The organism is Providencia sp. PROV114 (assembly GCF_032704305.1).
GTDB classification, from domain to species: Bacteria; Pseudomonadota; Gammaproteobacteria; order Enterobacterales; family Enterobacteriaceae; genus Providencia; species Providencia rettgeri.
Map to the genome: position 1 here is coordinate 1,785,940 of NZ_CP120528.1, position 18,565 is coordinate 1,804,504.

Genomic DNA, 18,565 nt, shown 5'->3' on the forward strand with positions numbered 1-18,565 from the left:
TGATTACGTTTTTAGTTTAATCGGCGTATCGTTCTGAAGAGGAAAAAGGAATCCGGCAGAGCTGCTGATTAATTGGCATACTAAAAATCAAATATTGCTTAATAGTTTTGAAAAGGTTATCCGACCGTTATCTACTTAAGTAGAAGATGAATTTTAAGGATATTCAGCTAGTTGTGGGTGAAAACCCATTTTGTTGTAGTAATCATGTTGAATTTAAAAGACTAAATATTGTCTAAAATAGCGTGCATTCTGCAAAGGCGAAGTATTGGGAGATATAATGTACGCCAAAAACCCATTTTCACTGAAATTGGTCCATCCGAAGTACTTAGTAACATGGATGGGGGTTTTTATCTTATTTTTATTGGTTCAATTACCTTATAAATGGCAGATATCGTTAGGTGCTTTTTTAGGTATCAATTCGCGGTATTTTATTAAAAGAAGAGTATCAATAATTAAACGAAACTTAGAGTTGTGTTTTCCGGACAAAAATAAAAATGAAATAGATATTCTGGTAAATGATAACCTAAAATCTTTGGGGATCGCATTATTTGAAACTGGAATTGCCTGGTTTTGGAGCGATAAAAGAGTTAAAAAACTCTTTCAAGTAAAAGGAATGTCTAATTATTTAGATGCGATTGCGAAAAACAAAGGTGTAATAATTGTTGGGGTTCATTTTATGTCACTTGAGTTAGGTGGTCGGATTATGGGCCTTTGTTTCCCTGTTAATGCAATGTATCGGCCGCATAATAATAAAGCGATGGAATATATTCAAACAAAGGGACGGTGCCGTTCAGGTAAAGGAATGATTGACCGTAAAAATTTGAAATTTATGGTTCAAGAGTTAAAAAATGGTAAGTCCATATGGTTTGCACCCGACCAAGATTTTGGACGAAAAGGGACGATATTTGCGCCATTTTTTTCTGTTAAAAATAGTTCCACCTCAAAGGGAACATCAATACTTGCTCAATTATCTAAATCACCAACACTCACAGTAACATTATTGAGAAATAAGAGTGGTGCTAATTATGATTTGATACTGGGAAAAGAAATACCTAAGTACCCAAGTTGTAATGCATTACAGGATGCAACAGCAATTAACTCGGTTTTAGAGATGGAAATTATGAAAGCGCCAGAACAATATCTTTGGGCTCATCGACGGTTTAAAACTAGGCCGGAAGGGGAAGTGTCACTTTATAGTTAGCTTTATATTTATCTATAGCAGTAAAGGCAATCGTGATTAAAAGGAATTAGTTGGCTTTTTACTGATAACCCTTTTTGTATTATAGTTTTTTTAGACTCATAATATAAAACGAGATAAATAAACCTTTTATCTCGTTTTAATCATAAGTTATAGTCTTGTTTAGTACGGATTTTTTTGTTAGAACCAGCTGTGTAGCATAAAGTATGATAATGAAAATATAAAAATTACCATTAGGTGTTGGAGTACCTTTAAAAACAAAAGAAATCTTCTTATTTGATTCATTGTTTCCTGCTTTGGCTAACAAAAAGAGTAGTTAATTAAAAAGTTTTATTCTGTGTAGTAACGCTAATTATAAAATACCAGTTTGTATATAAAATATTACAAAAATGTGAAATATATTGCGCTTAATAAGTAAAAATATCTAATTTAAAAATATTTAACAAATAACTGATCATTTATTGCGTAAAAATAGAACTACCTTCAATAACGATATTAATCGAAGGCAATTCTATTATAGAGTTACTTTAGAATAAACTAAAAACTATTTTCATATTCTCGAGCTTTTTTATCGTCATAATTATGTTCCCATTTGGCAATAACCAGAGCGGCTAGGGCATTACCTACCACATTAAGTGCCGTACGTGCCATATCTAGAATTCTGTCAACACCTGCGATGAATGCTAACCCTTCTAATGGAATCCCTACACTTCCTAGCGTGGCAAGAAGAACAACAAATGAAACACCTGGGACACCAGCAATACCTTTAGAAGTGATCATAAGAGTAAATACTAAGATAAGTTCTTGCCCAATGGAGAGTTCTATACCATAAAGTTGGGCTATAAAAATAGCGGCAATACTTTGGTATAGTGTCGAGCCATCTAAGTTAAATGAATAACCAATTGGAATAACAAAGCTTGTTACAGACTTAGGCGCTCCGTATTTTTCCATTTTATCCATAATACGAGGAAGTACGGTTTCAGAGCTGGCCGTCGAATAAGCGAGTAACAATTCATCTTTTAATATTTTCATCAAAGTGAAAATATTAATTCGACAATAACGGGCAACTAATCCTAATACAACAACCGCAAAAAATATAATTGCACAGTGGACGAGTATAACCAGTTTCAATAAAGGAACTAATGATGAGAAACCAAAGTTAGCAACGGTAACGGATATTAATGCGAAAACCCCGATTGGAGCATACATCATAATCATATTTGTTACGCGGAACATTGTTTCAGAGAAAGTCTGTAATACATTGAGTAATGGTTGTTTTTTCTCTAATGGTAAAGAAGAAAGCCCTAAGCCAAATAATACAGCAAAAAAGATGACGGGGAGCATATCACCACTCGCCATCGCTGCAAAAATATTACTTGGAACTAAAGTGAGGATCGTATTAATGATCCCGGAAGGGTGGCTTTCAACTTCTTGGGTAGTTTTTTCATATTGTGAAATATCGACTTGAGTTAATTGCGACATGTCAATACCAACACCTGGTTGGAATATATTGGCAAAAGAGATACCGACGATAATGGCAATTGTAGTAATAATTTCAAAATAAAGAATAGTTTTAAAACCGAGAGAGCCTAGTTGCTTGGTATTACCAACGCCTGCTATTCCAACAATTAGGGTTGATATTACAATAGGAACAACAATCATCTTGATTAACTGAATAAATATTTTACCAGCCGGAGATAGAATATTTAAAATCAACCAATCTTTGTACTCTGTATTATCATGTAAAAGCGCACCAGCAATAACGCCCAAAATAAGAGCAACCAATATTTGCCATCCTAGGCCAAATTTAAACGGTTTTTTTTTAGTCACTTGGTTTAATGTCATAATGAAATCTCATTTTATATTAATAATTCTTATGTATGTCTTTTTATTATCATAAATTTTATATCGAATATTCGAGAAAACTACAACTATTAACTCGATAAATTTGAGTAATTCCAATGTGTAATTTATATCAATTTGTTTGTTTTGTTAAATTATATTATAATAATAACGTTTTATGTTAAATATTGTATATGAATGTGAGTTTTAGGTGAGTTTTGAAGGTAAATTAATATTTAAAGTAAATGGAGTAAATGTTTTAAGTTTGTTAATGAAATGGTTTGTTGTAGTGCTTGTTTTTCGCCGATAAAACTAAATAGAGTGAAAAATAGCCACTAAAAGTTTTATTTTTATTGGAAAGGTTTCTGAATGTGATTTTATGTTTAAATCATTCTATTTAATTAGTTAACAAAAAATAGAATTTAATCTAATAAAATTATGGCTAGATAATGAAGCATTATTAAAATATAAAAGTTATTGCGATAAATGATTTATCACTAAAATTTATGTAATGAAATTAGTGAAGAATAAAGAAATTTAATAATAGACAAATTAAACTTTAAATAATTCAAAGAGCAGATTGTTTCCGTTTAAGTGCAGCGAGTAATGTGCGTTCAGAAAGGTCTAAGTAATTACGTAACATATTAGCCGCATCTAAATTTTGGCCAGAATCTAATAAGTTAAGAATAGAGTGGTTTTTATCAATATAGGGAGCATACAAAATTTTAGGGTCATTGAGGTGACCAAAGGCCAGTCGTAATTCAGCTGACACATTACGGTATAATTTAATTAAACGTTCGCTGTCGGATAACTCGACAATGGCAGTATGAAATTTCATATTTGCAGTACCTACACCGACCCAGTTCTCGGTCTTTTCATGTTCACGAGCTTCTTGAACAGCCTCTTTCATTTTATGAACTGATGGATGCAAGGCATATGCATGAGTTAACGCATCACACTCAATAAGCCGGCGAACTTGGTAGATATCGATAATGGCGGCCATATCAGGGACTGAGACAAATACACCCTTATTTGGAGCATAAGTTAACAAACCTTCCTGCGTAAGTACGCGAAATACTTCTCGCAATGTGTTGCGAGAGATATCGAGTTCTTCACTTAATGTTGCTTCAGATAAGCGCTGACCCGGCGTGATCTCCCCAACTGTTATCTTATAACGTATAACTTCTGCAATAGTGACAGATAAAGTTTGTGCAACAGATTGTTTTTTCATAATAAAGGCTAATTTTAGTCTCAGGGGTAATAATTCGTTATATTCACATATTCAAGTTATAGCAGCAAGTTTCCTTTCTTTTTTACTCATCATCCCATTTCATGTATTTGCACAAAAATAGTGAAATTATAAATTTATCGCACCAACTTGGTGCGAACTAGTCGATAAGCAATATGCATGTGCAGTGAAAATTGTTAAAAAAGTGATCTCGTCTTGATTTTTAAACGAGCAATTACGATTTTTATTGATTGTTTATTCATCATTTAATACTAATTGTTCAACAATCCATTAAAAATGAATTAACAATATAGGTAACAAGTAGAACAATGGCACGATAATTGCCTTAGTGATTGTGACATCAACAACTACATCAATAATTAAAACAATAACTATTAGAGGAGTATGCACATGGCCGCTCAAGAAAGTGCACCAACTACGGCTGAATATGTGAAAAGCCGCCGTTCATCACTGATAAGCGCAATTTTTTTAATGGCAACGTCTGCCATTGGGCCTGGGTTTATCACACAAACGGCTACTTTTACCGTGACATTAGGAGCCGCTTTTGCCTTCGGGATATTAGCGTCTATTGTGATTGACTTCATTGTTCAGCAGAACATATGGCGAGTTGTTACCCTGACTAAAATGCACTCATCCGAAATTGCGAATGCCACAATTCCTGGGAGTGGTTATTTACTTGCTATATTAGTTATTTTTGGCGGGCTAATTTTTAATATTGGCAATATTGCAGGTGCAGGGTTAGGGCTTAATGCCTTAGTTGGCTTAGACCCGAAATGGGGTGGTTTGATTAGCGCACTATTAGCCATTTATATTTTTTCCTCCCGTAAGGCCAGCACATTTATTGATAGGTTAATTATTGGATTAGGTGTAGTGATGATTGGCTTAACGTTATTTGTCGCTATTGCATCAAATCCGCCTGTTGGTGAGGCATTACGCCAAAGCGTACTACCGGACACGGTTGATTTTGCCATGATAACCACCATTGTTGGGGGCACTGTTGGGGGGTATATCTGTTATGCAGGCGCTCATCGCTTATTGGATAAAGGCGCAGTAGGTATTGAAAACATTAAAGTTGTTTCTAGCGCTGCGACAAAAGGTATCTTAGTTGTTGGGTTGATGCGTTACATTTTATTTTTGGCTATCTTAGGTGTAGTTGCAAGTGGTGTGACTATTGATATTTCTGGACATGCGGCTAACCCAGCATCGCAAGCATTTCAGGCAGCTGCGGGTAATTTTGGTTTACGTATCTTCGGTTTAATTCTATGGGCTGCAGCACTTACCAGTGTGATTGGTGCAGCGTATACCTCAATGAGCTTCTTAACGGCATTTAAGTCTTCTATCACAGAAAGGCAACGTAATGTCGCAACTATCATATTTATTGCAGTCTCTCTGATTGTCTATTTATTTATGGGAACAGCCCCTGCGGCATTATTGGTTTTTGCCGGTGGTTTCAATGGGCTAATTTTACCTATTGGTTTAACTTTATTTGTTTATATCGGCTGGAAACGCTCAGATTTAATGTCAGGTTACCATTATCCACGTTGGCTATTATGGTCTGGTGTTGTGACGTGTGCACTCACTTGGTATATGGGCGCAATGTCTGTCGGTGCAATCTTTAATTATCTGAAATAACTCAAGGAGAAGCCATGAGAAAGCAAATTGATTTAAATAGCGACCTTGGGGAGAGTTTTGGGCAATGGGAAATGGGGAACGATACCGCCATTCTTCCTGTTGTTAGTAGTGCCAATATTGCCTGCGGTTTTCATGCGGGTTCGCCAGAAGGGATATTAAAAACCCTTAAAGCAGCGAAGGAAAATGGTGTTGCTGTTGGTGCTCATGTTGGTTATCCCGACTTAGTGGGATTTGGTCGACGTAATATGGATATTGCATCAAATGAATTAACTGCGGACGTGATTTATCAAATTGGTGCATTACAAGGGTTAGCAACCGCAGCAGGAACACAAGTTTTATATGTTAAACCCCATGGAGCATTGTATAACACGATTGCTCATGATAAACGTCAAGCTATGGCGGTGATTGATGCGATATTAGCCATTGATAAGCAGCTGATATTAGTCGCATTAGCAGGATCGCCATTAATTGAGTGGGCGAGAGAATGTGGCTTAAATGTCGTCGCAGAAGCTTTTGCTGATAGAGCTTATAACAGCGATGGTACATTAGTATCTCGAAAATTAGCCGGCTCTGTATTACATGACCCACAGATAGTCGCAGACCGCATGTTGCAATTGGTCATGGAGGACGGTGTGATGTCAATTGATGGAAAATTTACACCGGTTGACGCGGGGTCAATTTGTGTTCATGGCGATAGTCCTGGCGCTCTTGAAATGGCAAAACAGGTACGCGCTATTCTAGAGAAACAAGGTATTGAAATTTATGGTTTTGCTCATAAAGGAGACCGCGAATGACACCGCTAATGAAGGCATCACAGCAGGCCATTGAAGCCGCTCGTCTTGCACGCCTTGCTATCCGCGAAGGATATGACAAACCAACAGCTGGCCTTGCTCCGGGCATGACTCAAGCCAACATGATTGCATTGCCACGCGATTGGGCATTTGATTTTTTATTATATGCTCAGCGTAATCCAAAGAGCTGCCCTGTTTTGGACGTATGCGAAGCAGGGAGTTGGCAAACTGTTTTAGCTGAAGGTGCTGATTTACGCACTGATATTCCACGTTACCGTGTGTGGGAAAATGGTCAGTTAACCGCTGAAATTACGGATGCGACATCGATTTACCAACAATATCCTGATTTAGTGACTTTTTTAATTGGTTGCAGTTTTACTTTCGAAACACCAATGATTGAAGCCGGTATTGATGTACGGCATATCACCGATAAATCCAATGTTCCGATGTATAAAACTAATCGCCTTTGTCGCCCAGCTGGGCGTTTACAAGGGGAGCTAGTGGTTTCAATGCGACCAATACCTGCAAATCGAGTAGCGGATGCTGTGAGTATTACTGGCAGGTTTCCTGCAGTGCATGGCACGCCTGTTCATATTGGTGCACCAGAACAATTAGGTATTGTTGACATTATGCAACCTGACTTCGGTGATGCGATTCGTATCGAAGAGGGGGAAATCCCCGTTTTTTGGGCTTGCGGCGTAACGCCTCAAGCGGCAGTGATGAAATCAGGGGTTCCTTTCGCATTAAGCCATGCACCTGGTTACATGTTTATTACGGATGTACCCGATGCCGCATATCATATATAGAGGTGCCAATTGAGATTTTTACCCGTCAATTTAAGTGCCTTTATGGTGGAGTTAGAAAGTCTTGAACAAACAATGGCATTGACTGATTCATTAACAGAAATGCCAATTTATGGGATTGACGAAATTACGCCAGCAGCAAGGACGATTTTAATTCGCTATAACCCGATCAAGATTGATGTAAATGATTTGGTTGAAAAGATTTCGCTTAGGGATGTGTCAAGTGTCGTCGGCAAGGCCAGCAAATTGGTCACTATCCCTGTTCATTATAATGGGGAGGATTTATCCGATGTTGCATTGCATTTAGGTATATCCACCGCTGAAGTTATACGTCGTCATACAGAAAATGAATTTCAGGTTGCATTTAGCGGTTTTGCCCCAGGTTTTGGTTACATGGTTTCGAAAGGCGCTAATTTGAATGTTCCAAGGCGTCAATCACCAAGGGTGCGCATTCCTGCGGGTTCTGTTGCATTAGCGGGAGAGTTTAGCAGTGTCTATCCACAAGCTAGCCCTGGCGGATGGCAGTTGATTGGTGTGACTGAGCTATTAATGTGGGATATCAATCGACCTGAACCTGCGTTAGTTCAGGCAGGAACGCGGGTCAACTTTGTTGATGCAACGAAAAGTCAGATTAGCTATAGCTTGCCAACTAAAGTAGAAAGTAAAACTAAACCTGAGAGTACCACTGCTGATTTAACCGTTTTAACGACGGGGTTACAGGTTTTATTTCAAGATTTAGGTCGTATTGGCCAATCGGCATTAGGTATTTCAGAATCAGGCAGTATGGATAAATCGGCATTGCGTAGTGCAAACCGTATTGTGGGGAATGAATCAGACTCACCCGCTTTAGAGATAACACAAGGTGGGTTTAAGGCTCAGGTACACAAAGACCTTATTGTTGCAGTGACTGGAGCGCCTTGTATTATTGACGTTATCACGGCAGAACACGAACAATATCAAGTTAATACTTATCAACCAATTCATTTAGCAAAAGGCGACACCATTAAACTAAGCCGGCCGAACAAAGGTGTACGTAGCTATTTTGCTGTGCGGGGTGGTTTTAACATAGAACCTATTTTATCGAGTTGTTCGTTTGATACGTTAGCGCAAGTTGGTCCAGCCCCAATTACAGCAGGCCAAACATTAACGGTTAACACCAATTCGTCTTCATTAGCCGTTTCATTGTATGAAACACCTGTTTTTGATTATCCCGCTGAAAGCGACATAGTGGTTTTGGATGTGGTATTGGGACCTCGAACGGATTGGTTTACAAAACAAGCCGTTGAGCAACTAACGAATCAATTATGGCAAGTCACTGCGTCATCAAACCGTATAGGCCTGCGCTTATTGAGTGAAAAACCGTTAGAACGCGAACAATTACAGGAGCTACCGAGTGAAGGGACTTGCATTGGGGCTATTCAAGTGCCAGCAAATGGCCAGCCCGTTTTGTTTCTCAACGACCACCCTTTAACTGGCGGTTATCCCGTTATTGGCGCGGTATGTGAATACCATTTGGATTTAGCAGGACAAATCCCGGTGAATGCCAAAATACGTTTTAATCCACTCGGTGAATTTAAAGCATTGTAAGGGAGCCATTGTGCTTATGAACATGAATAATAACAAAAACCATAAAGTATTGATTGCTAATCGAGGCGAAATCGCAGTTCGTATTATCCGTGCATGTCGTGATTATGGTTTTCAGTCTGTTGCCGTTTATGCGGATAGCGATATTGATGCACTCCACGTCAAAATGGCGGATGAAGCCTACGGGCTTGGAGGAAATTCCCCCACAGAGAGTTATTTGAATATTGAAAAGCTGATTAGTCTCGCTCAGCAATCAGGTGCGACGATGGTGCATCCAGGATATGGTTTTTTATCTGAACGGGCTGAGTTTGCGCGTGCAGTTGAAGCCGCAGGGTTAATCTGGATTGGGCCTAGCGCAAACAGTATTGATATATTAGGCGATAAGGTTCAGGCTCGTCATATTGCAATGCAGGTCGGCGCACCGCTAGTGGTTGGCACAAAAGACCCGGTGAATAGCGCACAAGAAGTCCTCGAATTTGCCCATCAACATGGTTTGCCTATTGCCATTAAGGCTGCGTTTGGTGGTGGAGGTAGAGGGCTCAAAGTCGCTTGGCAACTCCATGAAGTTGAAGAGCTTTATCATTCGGCTGTACGTGAAGCGACCGCGGCATTTGGTCGTGGTGAATGCTTTATTGAACAGTTTTTGCATAACCCTCGGCACATTGAAGCACAAGTTATTGCGGATACGCATGGCAACGTGCTGGTGGTGGGAACCCGTGACTGTTCACTGCAGCGTCGTAATCAGAAACTGGTTGAAGAGTCGCCAGCACCTTTTTTATCCGAAAGTCAACAACAACAAATTATTCAAGCCTCTACCGATATTTGCCGTAAAGCAGGTTATGTTGGAGCAGGAACCGTTGAATTTTTGTTAAGCCAAGATGGAACGCTGTCATTTCTAGAAGTGAATACGCGCTTACAAGTTGAGCACCCAGTCACAGAGGAAACCGCAGGTATTGACTTGGTGATTGAGCAGTTACGAATTGCAGAAGGCTTACCTTTAAGTATTAAGGAGATGCCGATCCCACGAGGGCATGCTTTTGAATTTCGTATTAATGCTGAAGATGCTGGAAACGGGTTTTTACCGACCCCTGGCACCATTACCGTTTTTGATGCACCATCGGGGCCTGGAGTGCGTGTTGACAGTGGCGTAATGGCTGGAACAACAATACCGGGCACCTTTGATTCGTTAATGGCGAAATTAATTGTAGTGGGTCGTACTCGAGAGCAAGCTATTTCGCGTGCACGCCGTGCATTGGCTGAATTTACTATTGAAGGTGTTGCATCAGTTTTACCATTCCACCGTGCAGTAATGGAACAAACTGATTTTTGTGATAATTTTAGTGTACATACGCGTTGGATAGAGACCGAATTTAATGTGGAAATTCCACCGGCAAAACGGCAAATTCCATTATCGGACCCTGAGATAACACGTACTTTCATTGAAATCGATGGAAAGCGTTGCGAGTTAGGTTTACCCACTCAATTGTTTTCTCGTTTTTCAGGTAATAACTCCGTAGCAGCGCATTCTGCGCCTCAGAAGGTCCACAATCCTGATGCGGTCAATGCCCCCATCTCTGGGATATTGTTTAATTGGCTGATCCCTCAGGGAAATAATGTTTCAAAAGGGGATGTAATCGGTGTAATGGAAGCAATGAAAATGGAAGTGCAAATTGTTGCACACCGAGCCGGAACATTGAAACACGGGGCTATTAAAGGGGATTTTGTTGAAGCAGAGAGCCCAATAGCTGAAATTATTTAATTTGGTGCCTGTTTAGTTTGAGCTAAAGGAGTTAGCTCAAACTAACGGGAAAGCCGTTCTGGCAATGTTCTGAGAGGGAGATGCGGTGCGGGTATGGTATGTTTCTCTTCAGCGGTCATTTCATTGCTATCACGATAGACCTCACCACAGAGAAAATAGAGGTTCGGTCGCTTAGATTCTAGGTAATTTTTTCGGCTAATACATTGTTCTTGTGTAAAAATAGTTTCAGTCACCGGTAACGCATCACATGAATCTGTGCCACAAGGGCTAACCCATAACGCCCAACCAATGAGTACCATATGTCCTGCCATTTACATTGCCTTCCTTAATAAGAACCAATATGAACCGCTGAAAGTAATGACTGTAAGTAACTATCTAATTCACATACGCATTATAGGTTAAATTCTAACATTGAGTTAACCAAATGTATGTATTTAGGCATGATGAATTCTCTCATGCACACTAAAAAGCAAATCTTTATAAATTAAAAAGTTGCGAATTATTATAAATAGAAAATAAATGATTTAATAATAAATAACGCGGAATATTGTTAAAATTACCTTGTTGATAATGAGTGTTTTTTTGTGTTAGATCGCAAAAAACAAAATAATTATCTGCAATTAACCGATATTAGAGCTCAAGCCTGTCAATTAAGGCTCTTTTTAACTAGGATTATGACAACCACTAATAAGAAAATAGATAGGAATAAATCATGAATGCCATGGAAGAAGTGCTTTCATTTTGGTTTGAGGAATCGACACCAAAACAATGGTTTGAAAAAAGCGCTAAATTTGATTTGACGATAGCACAACGGTTTGCGCATATTTGCGAACGTGCAGCTAAGGGAGAATTAGCTTATTGGCGGGCATCTATTCGTGGGCGCTTAGCGGAAATTATTGTTCTAGACCAGTTTTCTCGTAATTTATGGCGTGATACGCCAAGGTCTTTTGCTCAAGACGCAATGGCTTTAGCATTAGCGCAAGAGGCGATTAAGCAACATGATTATAATCTCCTGACATTATCACAGCGCAAGTTTGTTCTAATGCCATTTATGCACTCTGAATCGAGTTTTATTCATTTACAGGCAGTTGAGCTATTTCGCATGCTGGGTGACGATGGCACATTAGATTTCGAAATGCGACATAAAGCGATTATTGATAAATTTGGCCGTTATCCGCACCGTAATGAAATTTTAGGCCGTGCATCAACACAAGAAGAAATTGCATTTTTACAAGAGCCAAACTCTTCTTTTTAGGTTGCAACCAAATGAGCCCATGTTTTGTTTAATAAGCTCATTTGGTTTAGTATTTTATTTAGCGGAATAATTCAGTATTGACTGGAGATAACGCTAATTCCAATTGTAGTGATTTAAGATAAATTTCAGTGAGTTGTGCAAGGGTAGGGTAAAAAGCAGTCTCTGTTTTGCTTTGCTGCACTAACTTTAAATAGCGATATGCCCAAGGCAATAAATATTGCTCAAATAAAGTAATAATGGCGCTGTCGTCCTCTTGTTCCGCTAAAGCAGAAACGGCCATCATCATTAAGCCAAATTGGTCTTCTGGTTCTCGTAGCCCTGTATCAGTGACTAGACCTTTCGTTTGCAAGAAGTCGCGATAAGCCGTTGTTGACTCTCCCATAACCGTATTATCATGTTCTAAATACACTGAGCCCCAAGGCGGAGCGGGCATACTACCTTGTCCTTCGAATAAAATTGAATAATCATACGCAATATCATCAGGTTGTATTTGTGACAACAAAGTACAAATAGCCTGAATTTGCTCCGGGTTTTCCCAAGAATGTAATTGTGGTATTTCACCCAAGACAGGGTAGACATTGCGTAAAGTGTCCGATTGCGGAGGGTAGTAGAAAAACGCACCAAGGATGCGGATCATTGTCGTGTCAATCATATTATTTTATCCGTCTTATTTCGTGCTAAAGGCTGACATCATTATCTGATTTCCTGCAGTTATATTGATGCAGGATGGTGTTGGATTTCTAAACAAAGAACCCCAAGTGGGGTTCTTTTATGAAACACTATAACATAGTAATAACAACGTATTACATGGTTATTTGCCACAAGTTATAGAATGCGATGCGGCCAGCAAGTTCAGCTAATAATACTGCAGCAGCACAAGTCGCTAATGTCGCTTTTGGTGCGCGGTGCTTTAACGCCATACCAACGAATGCGGCTAAAGCAATGGCTAAGACAACGACTTGGAAGCCCCAGAAGCCAGTTTGTTCGTTGCTAAGAGCTGGACCAGTTTCGGTTAAGAAAGCTTGGTAACCAGCACGGCTAGCAAAAATAGCGAAAGTACCTATTAAGAATGAAGCAATACCTAGGCCACGAGCACCGATTGCAATGGCGAGTGCACCGCCTCCGACTAACATCGTCATCCACATTTGTAGTGTGGTGTAACCGGTATTCCAGTTAGCAATAGTGGCGATGTTGTATACCTGAGGTATTGACCAAACAAATGCAAGTCCTGACACTACCGCGGCAATATTAGCCAGTTCACGTAATAACGTATGTTTGAAAAACAAAGTAAAAAACAACGTTGCAGCAGCGCATCCAACAAATACGCCACTCAAGAACGCTTCATTACTCATTGGTGAACGGCCTACACCCAGCAGCATATTAAAGAAGCGTAGTGGTTGGCCAACGTGTAATCCACCGATACCTAAGCCTATTATCATAATAATAAAGGCCACGATATTGGCAGTTTTTAACTGTTTATCGTCAATAGAACCCATTCTACGGCTGATATAAGCGAGTAAGAAAAGCCCAGCAGCTGACTGTCCTAAGACGGTGAAAAAAACGAGTGGTAATTCATGCATATTATACCTCCGCAGGGTTCTTTAATTCGCCACTTTTATCGCCAAATGGCTTCGCATCTTTATGTGGTTTGATAACAATATTCGGGTTCGTCAGCCTTGGGTCTGGCATTGGCGCAATACCACACTCCGTGCCGTGTAATTCACGAAGAACATTAATATCATCAAAATCTAAAGCACGCTGCGGGCAAGATTCAACGCAAACAGGTTTCATCCCTTTTGCGACACGCTCATAACAGCCGTCGCATTTACTCATCAGTTTTTTCTTCTCATCAAATTGTGGTGCGCCATACGGGCAGCGCAACTCACAATAACGACAACCAACACAAATGGATTGGTCAACCACGACTAACCCATCTTCTTCACGTTTATGCATTGCACCAGTTGGGCAACCCGCGACACAAGTCGGGTTTGAGCAATGGTTACATGAAATAGAAAGATAGTAATTAAAGACGCTTTGTTGCCAGATACCATCTTGCTTTTGCCAACTACCGCCGCCAAATTCGTAGACGCGACGGAATTTTGGACCTAAATCTAAATCTTTTTCATCCTTACAACTGACTTGACACGTTTTACAGCCAGTGCATTTTGTGGAGTCAAAGTAAAAGCCATATTGTTTCATCATTCAACTCCTTAAGCGCGTTTAACTTCAACAAGGTTAGTATGTTGTGGGGTACCTTTAGCCAATGGCGAAGGGACATGTGAGGTTAGTGTATTGATACAACCACCGACATCTAGCCCATCATCATTGAGAGTACGCCATGCACCTTGTGGAACGGCGATAACACCAGGTAATACACGCTCTGTTACTTTCACTTTAATTTGAATACGCCCACGGTCATTAAATATTTCCGCCATATCACCATTGTTCAAGCCGCGTTGCTGAGCATCGATTGGGTTGAGCCAAAACTGATGTGGAATGGCTTCACGGAGCATCGCAACATTATAATATGATGAATGCACATGGCCTTTATCATGAAAGCCCGTCATTAATAGCGGATGCTTTTGCTGGCTTGCTTGGGCTTCAACGCCTTCTTTATTGACGCAATACTCAGGAATTGCAGGAATACGCTGGCCTTCGGGTAACTCCCAATTTTTGACACGCTCAGCCAGTTGTTCTGAATAGATTTCCACTTTACCTGACGGCGTCTTTAATGGGTTATTGATTGGGTCATCACGGAATTTCTTCAATGCAATATTTTCTGAGCTGTTCAGGAACTTACGATCGATAATACCCGCTCCGTCGGTTTCGCTGAACTCAGGTAAATGAGGCATTTTTTCACGTGTTTTGTTATAACAGAACTCAATCCATTCAGCGTAGGTACGGCCTTCGGTAAATTGCTCTTTTACACCCATTTTTTCAGCAATTTCGGCTAAAACATCATAGTTAGGGCGGTTTTCCCACAGTGGCTCAATCGCATTTTGTAGGCGAACTAAATAGTGATACGCACCACTTGCATAGGAGTTATTGATTAAATCGTTGGTTTCAACCGTTGTGACATCCGGTAATAATAAATCTGCATATTTTGCGGATGGGGTATCATGGTTATCCCATACTAAAATAAATTCACATTTTGATTCATCCGCCAGTATTTCATGCGTTTTATTTAAATCGCCATGTTGGTTACCAATGACATTACTGGAGTAACACCACATAAACTTGATGTCGTTGTTTAGTTTATCAACACCTTTAATGCCACCATTTTCTGCAGTTAATTCTTTCCCGCGAACAATCGCTTCTGACCACATATAAGTCGGAATCAAGGCTTTTACTGGGTTAGGTAAAGCAAAACCTGCAACAGGGTAAGCATAGCTATTCCCCCACAGCCCAGTATTTGTTCCAGCACGACCAATGTTGCCGGACATCAGAGGTAACATCATAATGGAGCGACAAGCTTGCTCGCCATTTTCTGTGCGTTGTAAGCCCCAGCCTTGTGAGATCCATGCTCTATTTGCATTGCCGATTTCACGTGCAAGTTGCTTAATACGTGCGACTGAGATACCCGTTAATTTGCTTGCCCACTCCGGTGTTTTAGCGATACCATCAGGGCCATTTCCTAAAATATAATCTTTATATGATGCATTGCGCGGTGCAGAAGCAGGTAAGGTCGATTCATCCCAGCCGACACAATAATTTTTCAGAAATTCTTCATCAGTCAGCTGTTCTTCGATCATGACATAGCCGAGAGCCGCAACTAATGCTGCATCAGTTCCTGGATAAATTGGGATCCATTCTGCACCAAGGGTTGTGACGCTATCGGTGCGGCGCGGGTCAATGATAATAACTTTTGCTTTGCTTTTATCTAACGCATTGAGAGTTTCGTAAAATTGACCGCCACCAGACATACGTGTTTCAGCAAGGTTGTGGCCAAACATGACAACTAAGTCAGAATTTTGGATTTCAGATAAATAGGATTCTTCTACGCTACCATATACGTAAGGCGTGATTTCCATTAATTGAGCATATGAATATGTGCCATAATCACCCAAGAAACCACCGGTTAAGCTTAATAAACGTTTACAAGCGGCACGGCCGTGTAAGTTTGCGCCTGTTGAACCCGAGCCATATTGGTAATAAATGGCATCACTTCCATATTTATCAATAGTATATTTCAGTTTTTCGGCGATAATGGTTGTCGCCTCATCCCATGAAATCTTTTTAAATTTACCTTCACCACGTTTACCAACGCGAACCATTGGGTATTTTAAACGATCTGGGTTGTAGGTTTTCCAACGCACTGAACGACCACGTAAGCATGGACGGATTTGGTGTTCACCTAATGTTGAGTCGTCATACATCGTTTCATTGGAAATACGGCTGATAACACCATCTTTCACATGAACTTTTAACGGACAACGGCTACCACAGTTTACTAAGCATGCGCTATAGCTAATTTTTTCACTGACTTCGTCAGGCATGATTGCTGGTGTTTTTGCTTGAACAGCAAAAGGAAGAGTGATTGAGCCAGCAACAGCAGCGACACCCGCAACGGTTGCAGAGGTTTGTATAAACTCCCTCCTGCTCAGTTCTCCAAATTGAGTATTTATTTTATTTTTATGCATTGACATTGCCTATATGTAAATAACAACATTACTTTCTTGTTTTATATGTTAAAAAAAGTTTCTGTTGAGTTACATGACTTACATCAATGTTATCCCTGATAAGGTGAATGTATTTATTTAATTTATAAGGGTTTTTTATTCATCAGAACATAAATTAGTTTTATTTTTATTAACTATCGAAATATTAATTTTTATATAGCGATGGGGCAAGAACTAAGTAAAAAGAGGGATATATCCCTCTTTTAAATACCACTTTAGATGTAGATGAATAAGAAAATTTAACTAATCACTTAGTATTAATTATTTTTCTGGGGAATTGCCTATCATTCTAACATCATTTCCGGTAGGTGATTGATGTACCATCAGATTAAATTGCGGAAGGATAGAAAAAATATGGTCAAAAATGTCTGACTGTATTCTTTCATATTCCACCCATACAGTTGTATTGGTAAATGCATATATTTCGATTGGGATACCATTTGTGTCAGATTCTAGCTGCCTGACCATGATCGTCATATTTTTGTGAATATTAGGGTGTGATTTTAAATAAGCTTCAATATAAGCTCGGAAAGTCCCTATATTCGTCAAACGGCGTTGATTTAAAGGAACCGCTTTATCATCAGGTAGACTAGAATTAAAGACTTGAATCTCCGATATTTTTTGTTCGATATAGGGTTCAAGTAAATTTGCTTTAATGCATTGCTCTATTTCTTCAGGTGTTAAAAAATGTACACTGCTGGCATCTAAGCGGACACTACGCTTAATTCTGCGGCCACCTGATTCAGTCATTCCTTTCCAATTTTTGAAGGAATCAGAAATAAGGGCATAAGTAGGAATGGTTGTAACTGTGTTATCCCAGTTACGCACTTTTACTGTGGTCAAACCAATATCTACAACAGCGCCATCAGCGCCGTATTTAGGCATTTCTAACCAATCACCAATATTAACCATGTTATTGGCTGAAAGTTGAATTCCTGCAACTAAGCCCATAATGGGGTCTTTAAAAACTAACATCATGACGGCGGTCATTGCGCCAAGACCGCTGAGAATAATTAGTGGGGATTTACCAATTAATAGCGCAATTATCATGATGCCAATTAAAATTGTGGCAATCAGCTTAAGGCTTTGGAATATTCCTCTAAGCGGTAAATGCGCAGTTTTGGCGGCACGCTGGAGCACACCGAGTATAATATCAAGAACAGAATAGAGGGTGAGTAAGCCAAATAATAGGCACCATGCTTGTGAACCGACCTTTAGAACGGCTTGTGCTGTCGAACCTGAATGCAACCATAGCGTTGCTTGGATATTGACAACAACACCTTGAATAACAAAAGCAAAGCGATTAAAAAGATTATGTTGAGTGATTAAATGAACCCAAGTTCCTGCACTTTTTTGCCCGCGCTTTTCGAGTTGTGGAAGTAATATTTTATGTAGAATTAAATGTAATACGCAGGCGACGATCAGAATTAAACCGAGCACTATCAGTAAAGAGGCAAGGCTAGCGTAATCTTGGTTGAACTGACGTACCCAGTCTAGCAGTTGCTGCTGCATGGTTTCTCCTTCTTTAGGGGTTAGGAACGATTACTTATAAAAATATTAGATAGTCAAACGACCTTATCATATTAGTAATGAAAATTCATGGCGAACAATATTAAACTCCGTCCTAATTCTTATTGTTAGTTCTAAGTATTGCATAGTATATGAAAGCAATACTAATGATAATAAAGGTTATTATAAAGGAGGACATTCGTTAATTTGATGGGTTAAGTAACATTTACATAACATTACGTGTGATAAGTATTTTCTGATTGT

General features: G+C 39.5%; 15 protein-coding genes. 7 read left to right on the forward strand and 8 right to left on the reverse strand.

What is annotated here, in order from left to right:
* Window positions 1–277 precede the first annotated feature (277 nt).
* Entirely contained in the window at window positions 278–1,201 is a 924-nt protein-coding gene (gene lpxL / locus P3L37_RS07690; RefSeq protein ID WP_109911567.1) for an LpxL/LpxP family Kdo(2)-lipid IV(A) lauroyl/palmitoleoyl acyltransferase, read from the forward strand.
* Window positions 1,202–1,735: 534 nt separating this feature from the next.
* On the opposite strand, the gene gltP is transcribed toward lpxL, so the two are convergent.
* Window positions 1,736–3,043 (reverse strand): glutamate/aspartate:proton symporter GltP, encoded by a 1,308-nt coding sequence (gene gltP / locus P3L37_RS07695; RefSeq protein WP_109911568.1) that lies wholly within the window; start codon window positions 3,041–3,043, stop codon window positions 1,736–1,738.
* A gap of 565 nt (window positions 3,044–3,608) precedes the next feature.
* On the reverse strand, window positions 3,609–4,271 hold the full coding sequence (locus P3L37_RS07700; RefSeq protein WP_004912169.1) for a GntR family transcriptional regulator: 663 nt from the start codon (window positions 4,269–4,271) through the stop codon (window positions 3,609–3,611).
* A gap of 408 nt (window positions 4,272–4,679) precedes the next feature.
* Between P3L37_RS07700 and P3L37_RS07705 the strand changes: the two genes are divergently transcribed.
* The 5 genes from P3L37_RS07705 to P3L37_RS07725 are packed head-to-tail and all read left to right on the forward strand — an operon-like array spanning window position 4,680 to window position 10,858.
* Window positions 4,680–5,921: an NRAMP family divalent metal transporter gene (locus tag P3L37_RS07705; RefSeq protein ID WP_004912166.1), complete on the forward strand. Its 1,242-nt coding sequence runs from the start codon at window positions 4,680–4,682 to the stop codon at window positions 5,919–5,921.
* 14 nt (window positions 5,922–5,935) lie between these two features.
* Window positions 5,936–6,715, forward strand: coding sequence for a LamB/YcsF family protein (locus P3L37_RS07710; RefSeq protein ID WP_109911569.1), 780 nt, complete (start codon window positions 5,936–5,938; stop codon window positions 6,713–6,715).
* On the forward strand, window positions 6,712–7,518 hold the full coding sequence (locus P3L37_RS07715; protein ID WP_109911570.1) for a putative hydro-lyase: 807 nt from the start codon (window positions 6,712–6,714) through the stop codon (window positions 7,516–7,518). Before P3L37_RS07710 ends, P3L37_RS07715 begins: the two co-directional genes overlap by 4 nt.
* Before the next feature lie 9 nt (window positions 7,519–7,527).
* The gene (locus tag P3L37_RS07720) at window positions 7,528–9,102 is read left to right on the forward strand and encodes a 5-oxoprolinase/urea amidolyase family protein (RefSeq protein ID WP_109911571.1); all 1,575 of its coding nucleotides are present in this window, start codon (window positions 7,528–7,530) and stop codon (window positions 9,100–9,102) included.
* Between the two features lie 16 nt (window positions 9,103–9,118).
* Complete coding sequence (locus P3L37_RS07725; RefSeq protein WP_196718742.1) at window positions 9,119–10,858, forward strand: acetyl/propionyl/methylcrotonyl-CoA carboxylase subunit alpha; 1,740 nt, start codon at window positions 9,119–9,121, stop codon at window positions 10,856–10,858.
* Between the two features lie 41 nt (window positions 10,859–10,899).
* Here P3L37_RS07725 and P3L37_RS07730 read toward each other — a convergent pair whose 3' ends face one another.
* Complete coding sequence (locus P3L37_RS07730; RefSeq protein ID WP_004912150.1) at window positions 10,900–11,169, reverse strand: hypothetical protein; 270 nt, start codon at window positions 11,167–11,169, stop codon at window positions 10,900–10,902.
* Window positions 11,170–11,570: 401 nt separating this feature from the next.
* On the opposite strand from P3L37_RS07730, the gene P3L37_RS07735 reads away from it, so the two are divergent.
* A complete protein-coding gene (locus P3L37_RS07735; RefSeq protein ID WP_004912147.1) occupies window positions 11,571–12,113 on the forward strand; it encodes a DUF924 family protein in 543 nt (180 codons plus the stop codon).
* Window positions 12,114–12,171: 58 nt separating this feature from the next.
* On the opposite strand, the gene P3L37_RS07740 is transcribed toward P3L37_RS07735, so the two are convergent.
* The 5 genes from P3L37_RS07740 to P3L37_RS07760 form a co-directional block, all read right to left on the reverse strand.
* Window positions 12,172–12,765 carry a molecular chaperone gene (locus tag P3L37_RS07740; RefSeq protein ID WP_004912146.1) on the reverse strand — a complete coding sequence of 198 codons (594 nt, stop codon included), beginning with the start codon at window positions 12,763–12,765 and terminating at the stop codon, window positions 12,172–12,174.
* A 151-nt stretch (window positions 12,766–12,916) separates the two neighbouring features.
* Window positions 12,917–13,693, reverse strand: a complete 777-nt coding sequence (locus P3L37_RS07745) for a dimethyl sulfoxide reductase anchor subunit family protein (RefSeq protein WP_004912143.1) — start codon at window positions 13,691–13,693, stop codon at window positions 12,917–12,919.
* 1 nt (window position 13,694) lies between these two features.
* Window positions 13,695–14,312 carry a DMSO/selenate family reductase complex B subunit gene (locus P3L37_RS07750; RefSeq protein WP_238562684.1) on the reverse strand — a complete coding sequence of 206 codons (618 nt, stop codon included), beginning with the start codon at window positions 14,310–14,312 and terminating at the stop codon, window positions 13,695–13,697.
* Between the two features lie 11 nt (window positions 14,313–14,323).
* Window positions 14,324–16,753: a DMSO/selenate family reductase complex A subunit gene (locus tag P3L37_RS07755; protein ID WP_004912136.1), complete on the reverse strand. Its 2,430-nt coding sequence runs from the start codon at window positions 16,751–16,753 to the stop codon at window positions 14,324–14,326.
* 300 nt (window positions 16,754–17,053) lie between these two features.
* A complete protein-coding gene (locus P3L37_RS07760) occupies window positions 17,054–18,304 on the reverse strand; it encodes a mechanosensitive ion channel family protein (protein WP_117162376.1) in 1,251 nt (416 codons plus the stop codon).
* Window positions 18,305–18,565 lie beyond the last annotated feature (261 nt).

What these genes read in the sequence shown, in the direction of transcription:
- lpxL (WP_109911567.1), top strand. Translation starts at nt 278, where the DNA reads ATGTACGCCAAAAACCCATTTTCACTGAAATTGGTCCATCCGAAGTAC.
- gltP (WP_109911568.1), bottom strand. Translation starts at nt 3,043, where the DNA reads ATGACATTAAACCAAGTGACTAAAAAAAAACCGTTTAAATTTGGCCTA.
- P3L37_RS07700 (WP_004912169.1), bottom strand. Translation starts at nt 4,271, where the DNA reads ATGAAAAAACAATCTGTTGCACAAACTTTATCTGTCACTATTGCAGAA.
- P3L37_RS07705 (WP_004912166.1), top strand. Translation starts at nt 4,680, where the DNA reads ATGGCCGCTCAAGAAAGTGCACCAACTACGGCTGAATATGTGAAAAGC.
- P3L37_RS07710 (WP_109911569.1), top strand. Translation starts at nt 5,936, where the DNA reads ATGAGAAAGCAAATTGATTTAAATAGCGACCTTGGGGAGAGTTTTGGG.
- P3L37_RS07715 (WP_109911570.1), top strand. Translation starts at nt 6,712, where the DNA reads ATGACACCGCTAATGAAGGCATCACAGCAGGCCATTGAAGCCGCTCGT.
- P3L37_RS07725 (WP_196718742.1), top strand. Translation starts at nt 9,119, where the DNA reads ATGAACATGAATAATAACAAAAACCATAAAGTATTGATTGCTAATCGA.
- P3L37_RS07730 (WP_004912150.1), bottom strand. Translation starts at nt 11,169, where the DNA reads ATGGCAGGACATATGGTACTCATTGGTTGGGCGTTATGGGTTAGCCCT.
- P3L37_RS07735 (WP_004912147.1), top strand. Translation starts at nt 11,571, where the DNA reads ATGAATGCCATGGAAGAAGTGCTTTCATTTTGGTTTGAGGAATCGACA.
- P3L37_RS07740 (WP_004912146.1), bottom strand. Translation starts at nt 12,765, where the DNA reads ATGATTGACACGACAATGATCCGCATCCTTGGTGCGTTTTTCTACTAC.
- P3L37_RS07745 (WP_004912143.1), bottom strand. Translation starts at nt 13,693, where the DNA reads ATGCATGAATTACCACTCGTTTTTTTCACCGTCTTAGGACAGTCAGCT.
- P3L37_RS07750 (WP_238562684.1), bottom strand. Translation starts at nt 14,312, where the DNA reads ATGAAACAATATGGCTTTTACTTTGACTCCACAAAATGCACTGGCTGT.
- P3L37_RS07755 (WP_004912136.1), bottom strand. Translation starts at nt 16,753, where the DNA reads ATGCATAAAAATAAAATAAATACTCAATTTGGAGAACTGAGCAGGAGG.
- P3L37_RS07760 (WP_117162376.1), bottom strand. Translation starts at nt 18,304, where the DNA reads ATGCAGCAGCAACTGCTAGACTGGGTACGTCAGTTCAACCAAGATTAC.